This window comes from Pseudomonas sp. MYb13 (assembly GCF_002980075.1).
In the GTDB taxonomy this organism is placed as follows: Bacteria; Pseudomonadota; Gammaproteobacteria; order Pseudomonadales; family Pseudomonadaceae; genus Aquipseudomonas; species Aquipseudomonas lurida.
Map to the genome: position 1 here is coordinate 192381 of NZ_PCQI01000009.1, position 20663 is coordinate 213043.

The 20663-nt window shown below is 61.1% G+C and carries 20 protein-coding genes; 11 read left to right on the forward strand and 9 right to left on the reverse strand.

Annotation, left to right across the window (positions count from 1 at the left end; translation table 11 throughout):
• Nucleotides 1-45: 45 nt before the first annotated feature.
• The 3 genes from CQ002_RS17920 to CQ002_RS17930 form a co-directional block, all read right to left on the reverse strand.
• A complete protein-coding gene (locus CQ002_RS17920) occupies nucleotides 46-936 on the reverse strand; it encodes a pseudouridine synthase (RefSeq protein WP_105161879.1) in 891 nt (296 codons plus the stop codon).
• A 74-nt stretch (nucleotides 937-1010) separates the two neighbouring features.
• Nucleotides 1011-1346, reverse strand: a complete 336-nt coding sequence (locus CQ002_RS17925; RefSeq protein WP_034102833.1) for a hypothetical protein — start codon at nucleotides 1344-1346, stop codon at nucleotides 1011-1013.
• A gap of 74 nt (nucleotides 1347-1420) precedes the next feature.
• Nucleotides 1421-1657, reverse strand: coding sequence for a glutaredoxin family protein (locus CQ002_RS17930; RefSeq protein ID WP_034102831.1), 237 nt, complete (start codon nucleotides 1655-1657; stop codon nucleotides 1421-1423).
• Between the two features lie 150 nt (nucleotides 1658-1807).
• Between CQ002_RS17930 and CQ002_RS17935 the strand changes: the two genes are divergently transcribed.
• Entirely contained in the window at nucleotides 1808-3544 is a 1737-nt protein-coding gene (locus tag CQ002_RS17935; protein ID WP_080758232.1) for a monovalent cation:proton antiporter-2 (CPA2) family protein, read from the forward strand.
• Here CQ002_RS17935 and CQ002_RS17940 read toward each other — a convergent pair.
• A complete protein-coding gene (locus CQ002_RS17940) occupies nucleotides 3531-4739 on the reverse strand; it encodes an ammonium transporter (protein WP_034102997.1) in 1209 nt (402 codons plus the stop codon). The two genes, CQ002_RS17935 and CQ002_RS17940, sit on opposite strands and share 14 nt — an antisense overlap.
• Nucleotides 4740-5085: 346 nt before the next feature.
• Between CQ002_RS17940 and CQ002_RS17950 the strand changes: the two genes are divergently transcribed.
• The 8 genes from CQ002_RS17950 to CQ002_RS17985 all read left to right on the forward strand — a co-directional run bounded on the left by CQ002_RS17950 (nucleotide 5086) and on the right by CQ002_RS17985 (nucleotide 13878).
• Nucleotides 5086-5400 (forward strand): YqjD family protein, encoded by a 315-nt coding sequence (locus tag CQ002_RS17950; protein ID WP_012723021.1) that lies wholly within the window; start codon nucleotides 5086-5088, stop codon nucleotides 5398-5400.
• 2 nt (nucleotides 5401-5402) lie between these two features.
• Nucleotides 5403-5786, forward strand: a complete 384-nt coding sequence (locus tag CQ002_RS17955; protein ID WP_034102828.1) for a phage holin family protein — start codon at nucleotides 5403-5405, stop codon at nucleotides 5784-5786.
• Nucleotides 5783-6124: a hypothetical protein gene (locus tag CQ002_RS17960; RefSeq protein ID WP_034102826.1), complete on the forward strand. Its 342-nt coding sequence runs from the start codon at nucleotides 5783-5785 to the stop codon at nucleotides 6122-6124. The genes CQ002_RS17955 and CQ002_RS17960 overlap by 4 nt, the downstream gene beginning before the upstream one ends.
• A 93-nt stretch (nucleotides 6125-6217) precedes the next feature.
• Nucleotides 6218-7381: an EAL domain-containing protein gene (locus CQ002_RS17965; protein ID WP_069022532.1), complete on the forward strand. Its 1164-nt coding sequence runs from the start codon at nucleotides 6218-6220 to the stop codon at nucleotides 7379-7381.
• 71 nt (nucleotides 7382-7452) lie between these two features.
• A complete protein-coding gene (locus CQ002_RS17970; protein WP_016978472.1) occupies nucleotides 7453-8784 on the forward strand; it encodes a deoxyguanosinetriphosphate triphosphohydrolase in 1332 nt (443 codons plus the stop codon).
• 171 nt (nucleotides 8785-8955) lie between these two features.
• Complete coding sequence (locus tag CQ002_RS17975) at nucleotides 8956-9357, forward strand: response regulator (RefSeq protein ID WP_098466113.1); 402 nt, start codon at nucleotides 8956-8958, stop codon at nucleotides 9355-9357.
• A gap of 250 nt (nucleotides 9358-9607) precedes the next feature.
• A complete protein-coding gene (locus tag CQ002_RS17980; protein WP_105161877.1) occupies nucleotides 9608-10234 on the forward strand; it encodes a response regulator transcription factor in 627 nt (208 codons plus the stop codon).
• 8 nt (nucleotides 10235-10242) lie between these two features.
• Nucleotides 10243-13878, forward strand: a complete 3636-nt coding sequence (locus CQ002_RS17985; protein WP_052211070.1) for a transporter substrate-binding domain-containing protein — start codon at nucleotides 10243-10245, stop codon at nucleotides 13876-13878.
• A gap of 25 nt (nucleotides 13879-13903) precedes the next feature.
• Here the strand turns inward: CQ002_RS17985 and CQ002_RS17990 are convergent, their stop codons facing one another.
• Both CQ002_RS17990 and CQ002_RS17995 read right to left on the reverse strand, forming a co-directional pair.
• Nucleotides 13904-14386 carry a GAF domain-containing protein gene (locus CQ002_RS17990; protein WP_105161876.1) on the reverse strand — a complete coding sequence of 161 codons (483 nt, stop codon included), beginning with the start codon at nucleotides 14384-14386 and terminating at the stop codon, nucleotides 13904-13906.
• Nucleotides 14383-15273 carry an ATP-binding protein gene (locus tag CQ002_RS17995; RefSeq protein ID WP_034102814.1) on the reverse strand — a complete coding sequence of 297 codons (891 nt, stop codon included), beginning with the start codon at nucleotides 15271-15273 and terminating at the stop codon, nucleotides 14383-14385. The genes CQ002_RS17990 and CQ002_RS17995 overlap by 4 nt, the downstream gene beginning before the upstream one ends.
• Before the next feature lie 163 nt (nucleotides 15274-15436).
• On the opposite strand from CQ002_RS17995, the gene CQ002_RS18000 reads away from it, so the two are divergent.
• The gene (locus tag CQ002_RS18000; RefSeq protein WP_034102812.1) at nucleotides 15437-17746 is read left to right on the forward strand and encodes a response regulator; all 2310 of its coding nucleotides are present in this window, start codon (nucleotides 15437-15439) and stop codon (nucleotides 17744-17746) included.
• Here the strand turns inward: CQ002_RS18000 and CQ002_RS18005 are convergent.
• The 3 genes from CQ002_RS18005 to msrB form a co-directional block, all read right to left on the reverse strand.
• Nucleotides 17700-18179, reverse strand: coding sequence for a MarR family winged helix-turn-helix transcriptional regulator (locus tag CQ002_RS18005; protein WP_034102810.1), 480 nt, complete (start codon nucleotides 18177-18179; stop codon nucleotides 17700-17702). The genes CQ002_RS18000 and CQ002_RS18005 overlap by 47 nt on opposite strands.
• Entirely contained in the window at nucleotides 18176-18661 is a 486-nt protein-coding gene (locus CQ002_RS18010; RefSeq protein WP_098466109.1) for a glutathione peroxidase, read from the reverse strand. Before CQ002_RS18010 ends, CQ002_RS18005 begins: the two co-directional genes overlap by 4 nt.
• Nucleotides 18662-18801: 140 nt before the next feature.
• A complete protein-coding gene (msrB, locus tag CQ002_RS18015; RefSeq protein WP_034102807.1) occupies nucleotides 18802-19194 on the reverse strand; it encodes a peptide-methionine (R)-S-oxide reductase MsrB in 393 nt (130 codons plus the stop codon).
• Between the two features lie 202 nt (nucleotides 19195-19396).
• On the opposite strand from msrB, the gene CQ002_RS18020 reads away from it, so the two are divergent.
• A complete protein-coding gene (locus CQ002_RS18020; RefSeq protein ID WP_025857865.1) occupies nucleotides 19397-20608 on the forward strand; it encodes a pyridoxal phosphate-dependent aminotransferase in 1212 nt (403 codons plus the stop codon).
• The last annotated feature ends 55 nt before the right edge of the window (nucleotides 20609-20663 follow it).

The following is a 20663-nucleotide window of genomic DNA, read 5'->3' on the forward strand; positions in this document are numbered from 1 at the left end:
TTGTCCACAAGGCCCGCCTCGCGCGGGCCTTGTCGTTTCTGAGGGTTACCAGTCGAGGGTGATCTGGCTGCGGAAGCTGCGTTCGACACCGGTGACCGGGTCGATAAAACGTACGCCCTGGGCCAGCAGTTTCAGCGGGTTGGTGTAATCGTCCACGGCGTCCTTGATCACGTCGGGGTAGAACGGATCGTTGCAGATACTCGCGCCGAGTGCGGTCATGTGCACGCGCAGCTGGTGCTTCTTGCCAGTGACCGGGAACAGGCCGTATCGCCACAGATCACCGTGCTGTTCCCGCACCTCCACAGCCGTTTCGGTGTTACTGGCGCCGGGACCTTCCTGCATGCGGAAGAACGGCTCGCCATCCACCAGGCGGCTCTTATGCACCAGGGGAAAGGTCAGGTGTGGCAGGGCGGGCGCGATGGCCTCGTAGAACTTGTCGATCTGGCGGGTGGGAAACAGTTGCTGATAAGCCGAGCGGCTGGCCGGGTTGGCCGAGAACAGCACCAGCCCCGCCGTATGCCGGTCAATGCGGTGCAGGGGCACCAGCGACGGATTGTCCAGACGACGAATCAGGCGACGCAGCAAGGTTTGCTCGACGTATTCACCGGCCGGGGTCACGGGCAGGAAATGCGGTTTGTCGGCCACCACCAGGTGCTCGTCGGCATACAGGATGGTTTCCTGCACCGGGATGACTTTCTCGTTGGGCACTTCGCGAAAATAATAGATGCACAGGCCTTCCTTGTAGGCCAGGTCCTGGCTGATCGGGCTGCCGTTGATGTCCAGCACCCGGCCCCGGGCGATGCGGTCCAGCCAGTGTTCACGGGCAATCGCCGGGAAGTGCTCGCACAGGCAATCGAGCACCGTCGCCCAGGAACCGGGCGGCAGATACAAGGTACTGGCTTGGTGCTGGGACGCGGAAAAACCGGATGTGGACATGGAATTGCTCGAAGCCTGGAAAAAAACAGGCAGGCATTATCCCGCATGGAACGCGATCGAGCCTAGGGCGGATATCAGGCCTTGGCCAACTCCGCCCGCAAGACCTTCGAGGCACTGGCGGCGTCTGTGAATTCCTTGAGCCAACGCAGCACATCCACCGCTTCCCAGCGGCCCGGATCGTACAGCGCGTACAACAAGCCCTGGTAGCCCACCACATCCAATTGCTTGTGGTAACCGGCGCGCTGGAACAGCGCCTCGATCTCGGCGAAGCAGGTATTGAAATGCACTTTGTTGAACGGCGTCTTGCCTTCCGTGACCAGGCCATCGAGGCGCAGCTCGTTCACCGCATCGCGCACGACGTCGGCGGACATGCGATTGACGCTGCTTTTCAGTTGTTCGACATTCACCACGGGCGTTCCCTCTATTCAATCGCTGTACAAACATACAGTAACTTAATATTTGGAAACCTGCCATCGCATAACGCTCAACGAAGGAAGGCCACCACCTGTTGTGTGTCGAACGGCCAATCCAGTTCCGCCCCGGTGTCCACCCGGCGCAGTACCGGAATCCGCAGGCCGTAGACGTCGGTCAGGTCTTCGGGATCGGTAATATCCACCAGTTCAACGAGCAACCCGTTATCGACGAGCGGCATGATCTCGGCTTCGGCAATCTCACAAAGATGGCAACCCAGGGTGCCCAATAGCTGGCATTCAGGAAGCATGGCGAATGGACCTGATGAGAAAGTAGGCCAACATTCTAAGCCCGGTGGCGGCATGAAGCCCACCCTCACAAAAACCCTGACCCAGGTCAGCATGGCCTATAACTGATTCAGCGATTCTCGCGGCTTTTTGCCTGCCCCCTTGCAACGGAGATGCGTGTGTTTGCCAACCTGCTGATCATTCTGGCCTCATCCCTGGTGGTCATTGCGCTGTTTCGCCGACTGCAGTTGCCGCCCGTGCTGGGCTACCTGTGCGTCGGCCTGGCCGTGGGGCCCACCGCGCTCGACTGGGTGAATGACAGCGAAGAGCTGCCCGACCTTGCCGAACTGGGCGTGGTGTTCCTGCTGTTCTCCCTGGGCCTGGAGTTTTCCCTGACGAAGATGCTCGCCCTGCGCCGCGTGGTGTTTGGCCTGGGCAGCTTGCAGGTGTTGGGTTGCGCCGCCCTGCTGGGGCTGTTGCTGATGACCCTGGGTGTAGCGCCGGGTATTGCGCTGTTGCTGGGTGCGGGGCTGGCATTGTCATCCACGGCCATCGTCAGCAAGGAGCTGACCAGCCTGGGGGAAATCTTCAGCAGCCATGGCCAGAACGCCATTGGCGTATTGCTGTTCCAGGATGTGGTGGCGGTGTTGCTGCTGACCCTGGTGCCGGTGTTTGCTGGCACCGGCGAGCAAGCCTGGTATTGGGCACTGCCGCTGACCTTGGGCAAGACCGTGGTGCTGTTCGTAGGGCTGCTGCTTGCCAGTCGCTGGCTGCTGCCACGCTTGTTTCATGAGGTCGCCGCCTCCCATTCGGCGGAGCTGTTTGTGCTGCTGGCACTGGTGATCGTGTTGCTCACCGCCTGGCTCACCCACCTGCTGGGGCTCTCCCCTGCCCTCGGGGCTTTCCTGGCCGGCATGTTGTTGGGAGAAAGCCACTACCGCCATCAGATCGAGGCGGATATCCGCCCGTTTCGCGACATCTTGCTGGGGCTGTTTTTCGTCAGCATCGGCATGCTCATCGACCTGCAACTGTTTGTCAGCCATAGCCTGCTGATCCTCGGCTTCACCCTGACACTCATGCTCGTCAAAGGCTGCGTGGTGGCCGCGCTGGTCAGGCTGCGCGGCAGTGACAGTGAAACCGCTTGGCGCAGTGGCCTGGCACTCGCCCAGGGCGGCGAGTTCTGTTTTGCCTTGATGGCGCAGATGCAGCAGAGCCGGTTGATCCCCGACGAATTCAACGGGTTGCTGCTCGCGGCCACCTTCTGCTCAATGCTGCTGACGCCACTGCTATTGCGCGCCGCGCCGGGCATTGCCCTGCGCCTGCACCGCAAGCCCAACCAGCAAGTGCAGCTGGAAGAAATCACTGCACTGAACGCCGAGTTACGCGGGCACGCGGTGATCTGCGGCTATGGACGCGTCGGCCAATCGATCGGGCGTTTTCTGCGCAAGGAACAACAGGCGTATATCGCCCTGGATGACGACCCTGAACGGGTACAGGAAGCGGCCACCGAAGACAGCAGCGTGCATTACGGCGACTGTCGGCGCGGCGCCCTGCTCAGCGCGGTCGGCGTGGAGCGCGCGCGGCTGGTGGTGGTTGCGGTGGACAACAGCGATGTCGCCCTGGCGGTGCTCAAAGAGGCGCGCCGGATCAACGCCGAGGTGCCGATCCTGGTGCGCACCCGCGACGACAGCCAGCTCGCCGAGCTGAAAGCGGCGGGCGCCAGCGAAGTGGTGCCCGAGTTGTTGGAATCGAGCCTGATGCTCGCCTCCCACGCCTTGATCCTGCTGGGCCTGCCGGACGAGCAAGTACAGGCGCGAGTCGATGAAGTGCGGCAGAACCGCTATCGCCTGCTGCACGGCTTTTACTCACACCCGAACGCACCGGACGAAGCGCCGATCAATCCTGACTGACCGCGCCGATCTTGTGGATCGACAGGTCCGCGCCGTAGTACTCCTCTTCCTGGCTCAGGCGCAGCCCATGCACGCGCTTGATCACGCCGTACACCAGCAGGCCACCCACCAATGCCACCAGCACGCCAAGGGCCGTGCCGATCAACTGGCTGATCAGGCTGACGCCGCCCAACCCGCCCAGGGCCGCCTGGCCGAAAATGCCGCAGGCGATGCCGCCCCACACGCCGCACAGGCCATGCAGGGGCCACACACCGAGTACATCGTCGATCTTCCAGCGATCCTGGGCAGCGATGAAAAACCATACAAACAACCCACCGGCAACGGCGCCCGTGACCAGCGCCCCCACTGGGTGCATCAGGTCGGAACCGGCGCAGATCGCAACCAGGCCGGCCAACGGGCCGTTATGCAGGAAGCCTGGGTCATTGCGGCCGATGATCAACGCGGCAACGGTGCCACCCACCATCGCCATCAGCGAGTTGACCGCCACCAGTCCACTGACGCCGTTCAACGTCTGCGCGCTCATCACGTTGAAGCCGAACCAGCCAACGATCAGGATCCACGAGCCCAATGCCAGGAACGGAATGCTCGACGGCGCAAACGCTACCAGGCGTCCTTCCCGGTAACGCCCGTTGCGTGGGCCGAGCAACAACACCGCCGCCAGCGCCAGCCAGCCGCCCATGGCGTGGACCACCACCGAGCCGGCGAAATCATGGAAACTGGCGCCAAACGTCGCGAGCAGCCAGGCCTGCAGGCCAAAGTTGCCGTTCCACACCATGCCTTCGAAAAACGGGTAGATAAACGCTACGATCAGTGCCGTCGCGCAGAGCTGCGGTGCAAACCGGGCGCGCTCGGCGATACCTCCGGAAATGATCGCCGGGATTGCCGCCGCGAAGGTCAGCAGGAAGAAAAACTTCACCAGACCGTAGCCATGGTCGGCACTGATCACCGCCGCCGGTTGCATGAAGCTCACCCCGTAGGAGATCCAATAGCCTATAAAGAAATAGGCCAGGGTCGAGATGGCGAAGTCGCTGAGGATTTTCGACAAGGCGTTGACCTGGTTCTTCTGGCGCACCGTACCGACTTCCAGGAACGCAAAGCCTGCGTGCATGGCCAGGACCATGACCGCACCGATCAGGATAAACAGGGTGTTGGAACTATGGACGAGCGTGTCCACTGCACTTTGCAAATTTTCCATGGAGGTTGGCAGGCCTGCAGTCAGGGCAAAAAGCACCAAAGCGGTTCAAGCCCCGGTTGCGCGCACTAAATTGGCCCCACCGGTCCCACCCCTCTTCAGAGGGTGTGAACCGCTTTAGCGCAGCGATCAACGCAATAGGCCCTTGCCGAGAGGGTTTTTCCGCGAGTTTCAGTTATTTAGGGTAAGGTTTTTCAAGGCATTGCCCAGGGCCGCCCGGATTCAGCGCAGGCCCCGGGGCCTGCGCACCAAGGCAAAGCAAAAGCTGTACCAGAGAATTGAACTGAACCTTCACCGACGCCGGTGACTCGAAAACAGACGTACAGATCAGCCAATCACGGAGATAACCATGGCCAGAAGAACTGCAAAGACTGCTCAAGAAATACTGATGGCGGATTTTCAAACCCTGGTGACTGACACCGAAAGGTTGCTGGACGACACCAAGGTCCTGGCCGGCGACCAAGCCGATGAGTTGCGGGCCAAGATTCACGACACGCTGTTGCAGGCCCGCGAAACCCTCAAGCAGACTGAAGATTCCCTGCGCGAACGCGGCCAGGCAGCGGTCACCGCGACCGAAGACTACGTGCAGGCCAACCCTTGGCAGTCGGTGGGCATTGCCGCCGGCGTGGGCTTTCTGATCGGCCTGCTGGCCACAAGGCGCTAATCATGTCTATCGGCGAAACTGGCTCGGCCACAGGTACTACCTCAAGGCGTCTGGGCGCGGCCGTGCTGGGCTTGCTGCACAGCCACGTCGAATTGTTTGGCATCGAGTTGCAGGAACAGAAGGCCCGCACCGTCAGCCTGCTGCTGTTTGCCGGCTTGGCGCTGGTGTTTGCACTGCTGTTGCTGGTGGGGTTGTCGACACTGGTGATGATCCTGGTGTGGGACACCGGCTACCGCCTCACCGGGATCATCTGCCTCTGCGTGTTCTACAGCCTGGCCGCAGCGTTCTGCGGGGTGCGCCTGAAAGCGGCGGTGTTCGATGAGTCCACGCCGTTCCACGCCACCCTCGAAGAGCTGGCCAATGACCGGGAGCGCCTGCTGCCATGAGCCTGACCGAAATGCCTCAAAACACTTCACGGCGGGAAATGCGCAAGGCGTTGATTCGCCTGCGCATGGAAATGCACCGCCAGGAAATCCGCCACGAGTCCCAGCAATTGATGCTGCCCCTGAACAAGGTCCGCAACATGGGCCAGAACTGGCAGGACAGCCTGGGGATCAAGCACGCGCCGCTGTGGGGCGTGGCGGCCGTGACGCTGATGGGTTTCTTCACCGGCAAAGGCGCCAAGGGTGGCGGCATCGGCAGCCTGACGCGCATGGTGCGCCTGGGTGCCGGCTTGATTCCACTGATCAAACTGGCCATGCAGGGCACTTCGCGCAAAAGTTGAGCCTGGCTGGCTGCATTCTTGCTAACAGAATCGGCCCGGCCCTCGTTTTCGAGGGCCGGGCCTTTTTTTCGCCACCGCTCTTAAGGAGGCCCCGTGATCGACGGGCAACCGCTCGCCTGCTTCCAGCCGTTTATCGACACCGCCACCGGCCGCATCGCCGGCGTCGAGGCCCTGGGCCGTCTGCGCCAGGCTGACGGCCGCCTGCAGTCCGTGGGCCCGCTATTCGCCGACCCGCGCACGCCGGGCGTGACCTTGCGGCGTCTCGATCGGCAGATCCGCGACAACGCGCTGAGCCGTTTGCATGAAGCGCCCGAAGACTGGTTCCTGAGCCTGAACATCTCGCCACGCTGGATCAACCGCCTGCGCCCGGGGCAAGCCCTGCCAAGCCTCAAGCAGATCCACAACCATGGCGTCGACCCACGGCGCATCGTGTTCGAGATCACCGAACTGGGGGGCGACATCCAGCGCCTGGCTGACGTGGTCGTGCGTTATCGCGAAGCCGGTGCGCGCATCGCCATCGACGACTTTGGCGCAGGCTATTCCCAACTCGACCGGGTGCTGGCGCTGCAGCCGGATATTCTCAAGCTGGACATGCGCCTGTTCCAGGAGGCCGCTCGAGGCGGACCGAGCAGTGAAGTGGTGCGCGCACTGGCGCAAATGGCGGAGAAGACCGGGTGCTGGATCATTGCCGAGGGCGTAGAGACCGAAGCACAGCTGAACTTCGCCCTGGAGTGCGGCTCGCGCTACGTGCAGGGCTACCTGTTCGCCCAGGCGCAGTTGGACTGGTTTGCCGCCGACGCCTTCGTGCCGCGCTTTGCGCAGTTGCGCAGCGCCTATGTGCAGCAAAAACTGGCCGAGCGCGGGCGCATCATGCAACTGCGCCACCAGTTGGCCGAACTGATGAAGATCCTGCAAACCTGGGCCCAGGCGCAGGCGCCGTTGAGCAAACTGCCTCAGTTACCCGCCTTTCCCTGGCTGCTGCGCTTTTACCAGTGCGACCGGCATGGCACCCAGCTGACGCCCAATTTCGAATGGCGCCAGGACGCCTGGCAGGCCGACAGCCGCTACCTGGGCCATAACTGGTCGTGGCGCCCGTACTTCTACCACCTGCTGGCCGAAGGGTGGGAGGAGCGCCGCCTGACCCTGTCCTCGACCTACCGTGATGCAACCACCAACCAGTATTGCCTTACCGCCGGACAATTCTTCGATAACGGTCAGCGTTTGCTGTTAATCGATATCGACGCGGCCGGGCTGTAGATTTTCGCTTGCCCAGGCCGCGCTGAACCGGGAAGCTGGGAGGGTCATTCACCGCACGGAGAGTAACCGCCTTGGATTGGCCCACCCTGCTGACTCGCGAACGTCTAGGCAAACCGCTGCACAGCCCGGAAGAACTGGGGCGTAGCCCGTTTCACAAAGACCATGACCGTATTATCTTCTCCGGCGCATTCCGTCGCCTGGGCCGCAAGACCCAAGTGCACCCGGTCTCCAGCAACGATCACATCCATACACGCCTGACCCACTCGCTGGAAGTGAGCTGTGTGGGTCGCTCGCTGGGCATGCGCGTCGGCGAAACCCTGCGCAGTGCCCTCCCCGACTGGTGTGACCCGAGCGACCTGGGCATGGTGGTGCAGTCCGCCTGCCTGGCCCATGACATCGGCAACCCGCCGTTCGGGCACTCCGGCGAAGATGCCATCCGCCACTGGTTCCAACAGGCTGCCGGACGCGGCTGGCTGGACGACATGAGCAGTGCCGAGCGCAATGACTTCCTCAATTTCGAAGGCAACGCCCAGGGCTTCCGTGTGCTGACCCAATTGGAATACCACCAGTTCGACGGCGGTACGCGGCTGACCTACGCCACCCTCGGCACGTACCTGAAATACCCCTGGACCGCCCGCCACGCTGACTCCCTGGGCTACAAGAAACACAAGTTCGGCTGTTACCAGAGTGAACTGCCGATCCTCGAGCAGATCGCCCACAAGCTCGGCCTGCCGCAACTCGAGGAACAGCGCTGGGCGCGGCATCCGCTGGTGTATCTGATGGAGGCGGCGGACGACATCTGCTACGCCTTGATCGACTTGGAAGATGGCCTGGAAATGGAGTTGCTGGAATATGCCGAAGTCGAGTCGCTGCTGCTCAACCTGGTGGGCGATGACCTGCCACAGACCTACCGCCAACTCGGTGCCCAGGACTCGCGCCGACGCAAACTGGCAATCCTGCGCGGCAAGGCCATCGAACACCTGACCAACGCTGCGGCAAGTGCCTTCGTCGAACAACAGGATGCCTTGCTTGCCGGCACCCTGCCCGGCGATCTGGTCGAGCACATGCATGGCCCGGCCAAACGCTGCGTACTGGACGCCAAGGACATGGCCCGCAAGAAGATCTTCCAGGACAAGCGCAAGACCCTGCATGAGATCGGCGCCTACACCACCCTGGAAATCCTGTTGAACGCCTTTTGCGGGGCGGCGCTGGAGCAGCATGGTGGGCGCACGCCGTCGTTCAAGAACCGGCGCATTCTCGACCTGCTGGGCAACAACGCGCCGAACCCTGAATGGCCTTTGCACGCCTCGTTCCTGCGCATGATCGACTTTATCGCGGGCATGACCGACAGCTATGCCACCGAGATGGCACGCGAAATGACCGGGCGTTCCAGCCCGCAATAAAGCGCACGATCAAGCGGCCTGTTCCCTGAAAGGAATCGACCTACGAAGGGAACAGAGCGGCCTGATCGAATTCGCACAAGCACACGATGAATAATCACGCACGCTCCGGGCGACCCAAAAGAACTGTTCCTACACGCCCTTCATCGACGCTTGACTCACCGTGTGCTCCCAATGCCCAGTTACCCGCTTCATATCCTGCTGGTGGAGGATCATCCGTTTCAACTCCTAGCGACCCAGTACCTGCTCAGGAGCTTCGGCTTTGCACGGGTGACCCCGGCCGACAGCGCCGAACAGGCGATCCGTTTGATGTCGCGGGCGCAGGTGCCCTTCGACATCATCCTGTGCGACCAATGCCTGCCCGACCTGCCGGGGCTCGAGCTGATAGAAATCGCCAGTCGCCGACGCTTTACCACGACCGCCATCCTGTTGAGCGGATTGCCTGTGGTGGAACTCGCCAACCTGATCGCACAAGCCGTGGAACGTGGCTTGCCGCTGCTTGGCTATTTATCCAAGCCGTTGAACAAAGACGAACTTGCACGCTTGATCTGCCCCTTACTCAGGTTAAAAATGTAGGACTTTAAACATTATCACCCTGGGAAAGTTGGCTTGAACACGCCACTTAGTTCCCTGGCAGCACGATCTGACCGACGCATTTTCAAACCCCTGACAGATCGGTGCACAAAGCCTCAGTAACCGGTAGGCCTTTACCTTTTTTAATGTAGGACTTTTCCTGTTTTATATCTGTTCCCCCCTGCGCTCATGCGCCTGCCTCCTCTTCTGAGCTAATGTGCCCGCTTTATTTGCACTTGCACGGAATGTGATCATGAACTCAGTTTTTATTATCGACGACCACCCGGTTATACGGCTTGCCATCCGTATGTTGCTGGAGCACGAAGGCTACAAAGTGGTGGGCGAAACGGATAACGGATGCGACGCCATTCAAATGGTCCGCGAATGCCAGCCTGACCTGATCATCCTTGATATCAGTATTCCCAAGCTGGATGGGCTCGAAGTGCTCTGCCGATTCAACGCGATGAATACGCCGATGAAAACCCTGATCCTGACGGCCCAGTCCCCCACGCTCTTCGCCACACGCTGCATGCGCTCGGGCGCCGATGGCTACGTGTGCAAGGAAGGCGACCTGAGCGAGTTGCTGAGCGCTATCCGCGCGGTGTTGTCCGGCTACAACTACTTCCCCAGCCAGGCATTGACGACCAGTGGTGTCGATGGCGTGGAATTCCAGGAACTTGAATTGTTCAAGACCGTCAACGACCGGAAACTAATGGTATTGCAACTTTTTGCACAAGGTCGCACCAACAAGGAAATTGCCAAAGGTATGTTTCTAAGCAACAAAACAGTAAGCACCTATAAAAAGAGGCTGATGCAGAAACTTCAAGCCAAATCCTTGGTAGAACTTATCGAGATGGCAAAACGAAACGCGCTAGTGTGAGAAAGCGGATGCCCAGGCGTATAAAGGACTATCTGATTACATTGAGTGCCGGTTTGTGCTTCAGCACCGCCGTGCTCGCGAACCATCAAACGGGCCCGGAACATTTCACCTTGTTGAGCCGCGCCGGCTCGGTTCAACTGGAAACCCACCTGAACAAGGCACAACGCCAATGGCTGCAAAACAAGCGCGAACTGGTGCTAGGCACCGCATCGCCTGACTACCCTCCCTTCGACCTGACGTCCAGTGGTCACGACTATGAAGGGCTCACCGCCGATTACGCCGGTTTGCTGGCCAAGTCGCTGGCCTTGCCGGTGAAAGTGTTGCGCTACCCTTCCCGAGAGGACGCCATCCGCGCCCTGGAAACGGGGGACATTGACTTATTGGGCACCTCGAACGGCTTCGAGGCAGCGAACCCGAATCTCAGCGTGTCCGAACCGTACGCCGTGGACCAGCCGGTACTGGTGACGCGCGAAGGAGAAACCCGCAGCCTGAATGATGGCCTGGCCGGGATGCGCTTGGCCCTGGTCTACCACTACCTGCCCCTGGATGAGGTGAAAAAGTTGTACCCCGAGGCGATCATCCGCGCCTACCCCTCTTATCAGAACGCCTTGAATGCGGTGGCATTCGACCAGGCCGACGTGTTCCTCGGCGATACCATTTCCACCCATTACATGATCAACAAGGGCTACCTCAAGAACATCCGCATGGCCAACTTCGGCAAGCACGAAGCCTATGGGTTCGGCTTTGCCTTGCCCAATCACCAGCGCACCCTCCTGAGTATCGTCGACGCGGTCCTGACAGCCGTGCCTACCGCCGAACGCGACGCGATCGCCAAGCGCTGGAGCGCGGGCAGCGACATCCTGCTCACCGACGAGAAGCTGCAACTGAGCCAACGAGAGGAACGTTGGTTGACCGATCATCCGGTGGTCAAGGTGATCGTGAACGAAACGTTCGCCCCCCTGACCTTCTTCGACGCCGATGGCAATTTCCGTGGCATCACCGCCGACCTGCTGGAACTGATTCGCCTGCGCACGGGGCTGCGTTTCGAGATTCAGCGTGGACGTGACGTAAACGCGATGATCGAACAGGTGGACACCGGCAAGGTCGACATCATCGGCGCAATCGTGCCGAGCACGGAACGGGAAGCGCAACTGAACTTCAGCCGTCCCTACCTGGAAAACTCCTATGTGCTGCTGACACGCAAAGAGGTCGGCGCGCCCTCGAGCCTGGAGGAGATGGCCGGCAAGCGCCTGGCAATCACTGCAGGCAACCCTCTCGAACCGCTCTTGCGCCGCGACTTTCCGCGGGTCCAACTGGTGGACGCCAGCGACACCTTCAAGGCATCGGAGTTGCTCGCCCAAGGGCATGTGGAAGGTGCAGTGAACTCGCTGGTGGTCGCCAACTACCTGCTGTCGTCCCATGTGTTCCAGGACAAGCTGCAGATCAGCACCAGCATCGGCACCGCTCCCGCCACCTTCGCCCTGGCGACCGCCCGCAGTGCCACCGAACTCAGCTCGATTCTCGACAAGGCCCTGCTAAGCATCGCCCCGGATGAACTGGGGGTGATCAACAGTCGCTGGCGTGGCTACACGGCCGCCTCCGACAGCTATTGGCGCAACTATCACCAACTGATCGCCCGCATCATCATCGGCACTGGGCTTTTACTGTTGATCTCCCTGACCTGGAACGCCTACATGCGCCGCCAGATCAAACACCGCAAAATGGCCGAGCGCGCCCTCAATGACCAGTTCGAGTTCATGCGCGCGCTGGTCAATGAAACCCCGCATCCGATCTATGTGCGTGACCGCAAGGGCCTGCTGCAGACCTGCAACGACAGCTACCTGCAAGTGTTCGACGTCAAGCGCGAAGATGTCATCGGCAAAAGCGCCATCCAGATGAGCGAGGCCCTTGAAACGGACGCGACGCAATACCATGCCGACTATGAGCGGGTGATGGCCGAAGGGAACCCGCTGATCCTCGATCGCACCCTGCACATTCGCGAACAGAAACTGACGATCTACCACTGGATCCTGCCGTACCGCGACTCGACGGGAGAAGTCCAGGGGATCATCGGTGGCTGGATCGACATCAGCGAGCGACGCCAGTTGTTCGATGAAATCCGTGCGGCCAAGGAGCGCGCCGATGAAGCCAACCGGGCCAAGAGCACGTTCCTCGCCACCATGAGCCATGAAATACGCACCCCGATGAATGCGGTGATCGGGATGCTGGAGTTGACCCTCAAGCGCGCCGACCAGGGCCATCTCGATCGCCCGGCCATCGAAGTGGCGTACAACTCGGCCAAGGACCTGCTGGAACTGATCGGCGATATCCTCGACATCGCGCGCATCGAGTCCGGCCGCCTGAGTCTCGCGCCGGAACGGGTCAACCTGCGCGAAGTCATCGAGTCGGTGGTGCGTGTCTTCGACGGCCTGGCACGCCAGAAAACCCTCAGCCTGTCCCTGGCCTTCAACCCCGACCGCGACGACACCGAAGTCCTGATCGACCCGCTGCGTTTCAAGCAGGTGTTGTCGAACCTGGTCAGCAATGCCATCAAGTTCACCGAGCGTGGCCAGGTCACCATCAAGGTCGAAGTATTGCCCACCGAACTGGCGCAACAGGTGGAGATGAAGCTGGTGGTCGAGGATACCGGGATCGGTATCAGCCGGGATGATCAGTTGCGCCTGTTCGAACCCTTTGCCCAGGCCGACAATTCCGGGCAACTCGCCAGGAGCGGCGCTGGCCTGGGGCTGGTGATCTGCCGCAGCCTGTGCGCCATGATGGGTGGCCAACTGAGCCTGAGCAGCGTGCCCATGGTCGGCACCCAGGTGCATGTCAGCCTGAAAATGACGCGCCTGCAGCCGGAGCAGGCAACGGATGAGCGCAAACCCGAGTCGCCGGCAAACGCGCCGGTACTCAATGTGCTGGTGGTGGATGATCATCCCGCAAACCGCTTGCTGATGTGCCAGCAACTGGGTTACCTGGGCCATCAGTTCTCGGCGGCCCAGAACGGCGCAGCCGGTTTCCAGGCCTGGCGCCAGGAACGCTTCGACCTGGTCATCGCCGACTGCAACATGCCCATCATGAATGGCTACGAGTTGAGCCGCTCCATCCGCGAGTACGAACAGCGTGAGCAACTGGCACCGTGCGTGGTCCTGGGTTTTACCGCCAATGCCCAGCCCGAAGAGAAGCAACGCTGCGCGCAGGCAGGCATGAACGATTGCCTGTTCAAACCGATCAGCCTCACGGCACTGGAGCGGCAACTCGCGCAGATCGCCCCTCAGCCCGCCGACCTGCACTTGGACCTTGGCAACTTCCAGGCCCTGACCGGCGGCGATCCGCAGTTGAGCTGGCGTTTGCTGGAGGAGCTGTTGAGCAGCAGTCGACATGATCGCCAGGCGCTGACCGCACTGATTGCTGGGCATGCCCCGCTCCAGGACCTCATCGAGCAGGCCCACAGGATCAAGGGCGCTGCCCGTATCGTCCAGGCGACATCACTGGCCGGGCAGTGCGAAACCCTTGAGCAGGCGTGTGCCCGCGGCGATGACCGGGCGTTGATCGAAGCCGGGGCGAAATCCCTGGAAAAGCTCATGCTGGAACTGGAGAGGGCACTGCAGGTGCAGCTTCGTGGGCTTGATGGTCAGTAAGGGGCGGTTGCCGCCCCTTGCGTGATCAACAGTCAGTCAGGCGCAGGAAAATTGCCGCCAGCTGTTCAATGCCGGCCTGGTCCTGGAGGGTAAAACGCGAGAGCGACGGGCTGTCGAGGTCAAGGACGCCAATCAGCTTGCCGTCCTTGACCAGCGGCACCACCAGTTCGCTGTTCGATGCGCTGTCACAGGCAATGTGCCCTGCAAACGCATGTACATCCTCCACCCGCTGGGTTTGCCGCGACGCCGCTGCTGCACCGCACACCCCACGGCCGAACGGAATGCGCACACAGGCGATCTGGCCCTGGAACGGTCCGAGCACCAGTTCTTCGTTACGGTTGAGATAGAAGCCGGCCCAGTTCAAGTCGTCCAACTGGTTGAACAGGAACGCCGAAAATTGCGCACTGTTGGCGATGAAATCCCGCTCATCGGCGAGCAGCGCCTCCAGTTGCGCGCAGAGCATGGCGTAGCCATCAAGGCCCGTGCCGGCGCTGTTTAGATCGATCATGGTTGAAGCTCCAGCAATTTAAGACCCACCCAGTAACGGGCGAATTGATACGCGCAACGGCCGTTGCGGTTGCCGCGGCCGGTGGCCCAGCGCACGGCGAGGATGTCGAGTGCTTCGTCGCGCTGCCACTGCAAGCCGGCCTTGGCCGCCAGTTCGCCGATCCAGTGTTCCACCACGTCCAGGAAGTGCTCCTGGGAGAACGGGTAGAACGACAGCCACAAGCCGAAGCGGTCGGACAAGGCAATTTTGTCCTCCACCGCCTCGCTCGGATGCAGTTCGCCATCCACGCGCTTCCAGTTGTCATTGTCGCTCTGGTTTTCCGGCACCAAGTGGCGGCGGTTGGAGGTGGCATACAGCAGCACGTTTTCCGGGGCTTGCTCAAGGGAGCCGTCCAGTACGCTTTTAAGCACGCGGTAATCGCCTTCGCCGGCCTCGAACGAGAGGTCGTCGCAGAACAGGATAAAGCGTTGTGGCAGCTTGACCAGTTGCTCGACCACACGCGGCAGGTCGGCCAGGTGGTCACGTTCGATTTCGATCAGGCGCAAGCCGGCCTTGGCGTGCTGGGCCAGCAAGGCACGCACCATGGACGATTTGCCCGTACCACGCGAACCCCATAGCAGTGCATGGTTGGCGGGCAGGCCGTCGAGGAATTGTTGGGTATTGCGTGCCAGTGTTTCACGTTGCTTGTCCACGCCAATCAGGTCGGACAGGCGCATCTCCAGGCTGACGTCCAGCGGCAACAGGAACCCACTGCGGCCTTCGCGCTGCCAGCGGGCAGCCAGGCATTGGTTCCAATCGATGGTCTGGCGGGGCGCCGGCAACAGGGGTTCCAGGCGGGCGAGCACGGCATCGGCCCGCTCAAGAAAGGCATTCAATCGAGAATCCACGATTATTCCTCTGGCAAGTTCTTGCAAAAGATGGCGTATTGGCAGCCCTGCGGCAGACCGCACGTGGCTGCGTAAAAAACGATTCGTGCCGGGTAAGCCAGAGCCTGTGGATGTTCGGCTATGCTTGCCGGGCGAAGGGAAACGTGAAGTGGTTCAACACTCAATGGATATCAAGTTCGCCCACCGCTTGTCTTATAAACAAGCCAGATTGACTGTGCTGGTCGGTTTCGTCTTGGGAACCTTGCTCAGCCTGATCCAAATCGGCATTGATTATGCCAGCGAAGACGCATCCATCAACCGTGAAATTCGTTCACTGATCGAAATCAGCCACAACCCCGCGTCACGCATCGCCTACAACATCGACGCCGAGTTGGCCCAGGAACTGACCCTGGGCCTGCTGCACTCCCCCGCGATCATTCGCGCGCAGTTGATCGACAACAACGGCGTGGTGCTGGCCGACGTCGACCGGCCGCGCAAGGAAAGCACCTACCGGCCGCTCAGCGACTTCCTGTTCGGTGCCAACCGCCAGTTCGAAGACCGGCTGTTCCTCAGCCATATGCCCAACGAATCCCTCGGCGTGCTGCGCCTGGACGTGGACACCTATACCTTTGGCAGCCGCTTCCTGCACCGAGCCGAGATCACCCTGCTCAATGGCTTTGTCCGCAGCCTGCTGCTCACCGGCATCCTGCTGGGCTTGTTCTACGTGATGCTCACCCAGCCGCTGGTGCGCATTATCCGTGAACTGAGCAACCGCAGGCAGGCACGCCTGGACTGCCCGCCCGGCCACGAACACGACGAAATCGGCGTATTGGTGAACGTGGCCAACCAGCAATTCGAAAACATGGAGACCGAGATCCAGCAACGCCGTCACGCCGAGGATCGCCTCACCGAATACCTGGGCCAACTGGAAGACATCGTCTCCGCCCGCACCCTGGAGCTCAAGACCAGCAACCAGCGCCTGAGCCAGTCCAACGATGAACTGGAGGCGGCGAAGATGCATGCATTGGGCATGGCCCAGGCGCGTGCGGCGTTCCTGGCTAACATGAGCCACGAGATTCGTACTCCGCTCAACGGCCTGCTGGGGATGATCGCGCTGTCGCTGGACAGCCCGCTCAACGCTGAACAGCGCCAGCAACTGTCCATCGCCCACGACTCGGGCAAGGTGCTGGTGGAGTTGCTCAACGATATCCTCGACCTGTCCAAGTTCGACGCCGGTCAGTTGGAGCTGGAACGCATCCCCTTCGACCTGGGCTCGCTGGTCGAGGACACCGCCAACCTGTTGTCGCAGAACGCCGCGCCGAGCGTTGAACTGACGTGCCTGATCGACCCGCAGTTTCCTGCACAAGTCTTGGGCGACCCGACTCGTGTGCGGCAAATCGTCAGCAACCTGCTGTCCAACGCGTTGAAATTCACCCGCTTCGGCCGGGTGGATGTACGCCTCAGCGCGCTGGATGGGCGGGTGCGCATCGAGGTCTGTGATACCGGTATCGGCATTGCCCAGGAAGCCCAGGTGAAGATCTTCCAGCCGTTCACCCAGGCTGGCGCCGGTATCACCCGCCAGTTTGGCGGCACAGGCCTGGGGCTGGCACTGACGCATAACTTGTGTGAAGCGATGAAGGGCCGCCTGAGCATCAGTTCGGAGGTCGGCTTCGGTAGCCAGTTCTGCGCCGACCTGCCGCTGCCGATCCATTTGCCCGCCGTGCAACCGACACCGCTCAAGGGTGAAGTGATCGCCATTACCAGTGCCGGCAGCGGCCTGACGGAACTGCTCACCACCCTGTTGCCCCACTGGGGGCTGACGCCTCACTGCTACTCGCGTGATGAAGACCTGAGCGGGCAAACCCCGGACCTGTTGATCACCGACTGCCCCGAATGCCTGTTCCGCCTGCGACCGTCCATCACCGCGCCCATCCTGGTGGTAACCGCGTATGGCAACTTCATGCCCAGCGAAGAAGTCGCGGCGCTGGCGCCGCTGCAGCAACAGGCGCGCCCATTGAGCCGCAACGCGCTGTATCAGATCCTGCAACGTAATTTGCGCAGCGACACCCAACTGATCCTCGACCCGATCCAGATGGAAGCCGCACCGCTGGCGCATCGGGCGCGCATCCTGCTGGTGGAGGACAATCCGGTCAACCAACTGGTGGCCAAGGGCATGCTCAGCAAACTGGGGTGCGAGGTGATCGTGGCCGCCCACGGTGGCGAGGCGCTCAAGTGCCTGGAGGAACAACGCTTCGACCTGGTGTTGATGGACTGCAATATGCCGGTGATGGACGGTTACGAGGCCAGCCGGCAGATCCGTCGCAGCGGGCGCTGGCCGGACCTGCCTATTGTCGCACTGACCGCCAACGCCTTGTCCGAAGAACGCGAGCGTTGCCGGGCCGCGGGCATGAACGACTACCTGGCCAAGCCGTTCCGCCGCGAGGAACTCAGCGGTCTACTGGATCTTTGGGTGCCGAAGACGACAAGTCTCTGATCTGTCCAAGCAATTGGTCCAGGCCATCGCGCAACGCGTCGGCCTGGTTCAAGTCGACGCCGCTGGCGCACAAGAGCCGGGTCTTGAGGCCATGAGCCTGGTCGCGCAATTGCACGCCGGCCTGGCTCAGGCTCAGGTGCACTTCCCGTTCATCCTGGGCGCTGCGCTGGCGCCTGACCCATTTGAGCTGCTCAAGCCGCTTGAGCAGCGGCGTCAGCGTGCCCGAGTCGAGCATCAGGCGTTCCCCCAATGCCTTGACCGTGGGCTGCGCTGGCGCTGCGGCATGCCACTCCCACAACACCAGCATCACCAAGTATTGCGGGTAGGTCAGGCCGAGCTCATCGAGCATCGGTTTGTAGGCGCGGGTCACGGCCCTGGAGGCGGCATAGAGTTTGAAGCACAGTTGGTGGTCGAGGGCCAGGGATACGGTCATTTGAGCAGGGCTTCGATCTCTTGGGTCAGGTCTTGTGGCTTGGTGGTCGGGGCAAAGCGCTTGACCACCTGGCCGTCACGGCCGATGAGGAACTTGGTGAAGTTCCACTTGATGCCTTTGGAGCCGAGCAGGCCCGGGGCTTGTTTTTTGAGCTGAACGAACAAGGGGTGGGCATCACTGCCATTTACATCGATCTTCTTGAACAGTGGGAAGCTGACGCCGAAGTTCAGCTCACAGAATTCGGAAATCGCGCCTTCGTTACCGGGCTCCTGCTTGCCGAACTGGTTGCAAGGGAAACCCAACACCACCAGGCCCTGGTCCTTGTACTGCTGCCAGAGTTGCTCCAGGCCTTTGTACTGCGGGGTGAAGCCGCACTTGCTGGCGGTGTTGACCACCAGGAGTGCCTTGCCGGCGAAATCGGCCAAGGTCTTTTGCTCACCCTTGATGGTGGTGCAAGGGATGCTCAGCAGGTTGTCACTCATGGCAGTGCCTCGATAGGGAGAAAAGAAGGGTAAACATAGTAGGCAATTAAATTGCGTGCAATTTAATTGACCAGACGAATACCCAATCATCACAAACCCCCTGCAAGAGCCCGGCTTGCCGGGCTCTTGCAGAAGGATTATCAACGCGGGACCAGGTCCAGGCACACCGAGTTGATGCAATAACGCAGGCCGGTCGGCGGCGGACCGTCCGGGAACACATGGCCCAAGTGCGCATCGCACTTGGCGCAGGTCACTTCGGTGCGAATCATGCCGTGGCTGACGTCACGGATCTCGATCATCGCGCTATCGGCAATCGGCTCGTAGAAACTCGGCCAACCGCAGCCGGCATCGAATTTGGTCTTGGAATCGAACAACGGTTCGTTGCAGCAAATGCAGTGGTACACGCCGTCCGTGGTGGTGGCGTTGTACTTGCCGGAGAACGGCCGCTCGGTGCCTTTGAGACGGCACACCTGGTACTGCGCCGGGTCCAGCATGTCCTGCCATTCCTGAAGGGTTTTTTCCAACTTTTCCATCGGTACACCTCGGCAACTGAAAAAGCCTGATCTGTGTCTTTTCCATGGATCAGGCGGCACGTATGATTGCGCCTCTTCAAAACGCCAGTCTGGCACCCGCGCTACCGGCATTCAAACGTATTTATGGGTGCGGGCCCCGCAGGATTCACAGTACGGTAGTGTCCCCACCGTCTGGATCGTTCATTTTCAGGATCACATCGCCATGCAGGTCAGCAAATCGAACAAGCTCGCCAACGTCTGCTACGACATTCGCGGCCCAGTGCTCAAGCACGCCAAACGCCTGGAAGAGGAAGGCCACCGCATCCTCAAGCTGAACATTGGCAACCCGGCGCCGTTTGGTTTCGAAGCGCCGGACGAGATCCTCCAGGACGTGATCCGCAACCTGCCCACCGCCCAGGGCTACAGCGACTCCAAGGGCCTGTTCAGCGCGCGCAAGGCGGTGATGCAGTACTACCAGCAGAAGCAGGTCGAAGGTGTCGGTATCGAAGACATCTACCTGGGCAATGGTGTGTCCGAGCTGATCGTGATGTCCATGCAGGCCCTGCTCAACAATGGCGACGAAGTGCTGGTGCCGGCTCCGGACTACCCGCTGTGGACCGCCGCCGTGACCCTGGCCGGTGGACACCCGGTGCACTACCTGTGTGACGAAGGCGCCGACTGGTTCCCGGACCTGGCCGACATCAAGGCCAAGATCACCCCGAACACCAAGGCCCTGGTGATCATCAACCCGAACAACCCGACCGGTGCCGTGTACTCCAGGGAAGTCTTGCTGGGCATGCTCGAACTGGCGCGCCAACACAACCTGGTGGTGTTCTCCGACGAGATCTACGACAAGATCCTCTACGACGACGCCGTGCACGTATGCACCGCCTCCCTGGCGCCGGACCTGCTGTGCCTGACCTTCAACGGCCTGTCCAAGTCCTACCGCGTGGCAGGGTTCCGCTCCGGCTGGATCGCCATCTCCGGCCCCAAGCACAACGCGCAAAGCTACATCGAAGGCATCGACATGCTGGCCAACATGCGCCTGTGCGCCAACGTGCCGAGCCAGCACGCCATCCAGACCGCCCTCGGCGGCTACCAGAGCATCAATGACCTGGTCTTGCCCCAGGGCCGCCTGCTGGAGCAGCGCAACCGCACCTGGGAACTGCTCAACGCAATCCCGGGCGTGAGCTGCGTGAAACCCATGGGCGCGCTGTATGCCTTCCCGCGGATCGACCCGAAAGTGTGCCCGATCCTCAATGACGAGAAATTCGTGCTCGACCTGTTGCTGTCGGAAAAACTGCTGGTGGTGCAAGGCACCGCGTTCAACTGGCCGTGGCCGGATCACTTCCGCGTAGTGACGCTGCCGCGTGTGGATGACCTGGACATGGCCATTGGTCGCATCGGTAACTTCCTCAAGTCCTATCGCCAGTAACGCAAACGGCGCTGTACGACCGACAATCGGTCGTACAGCGAGTATCTGGCAACAC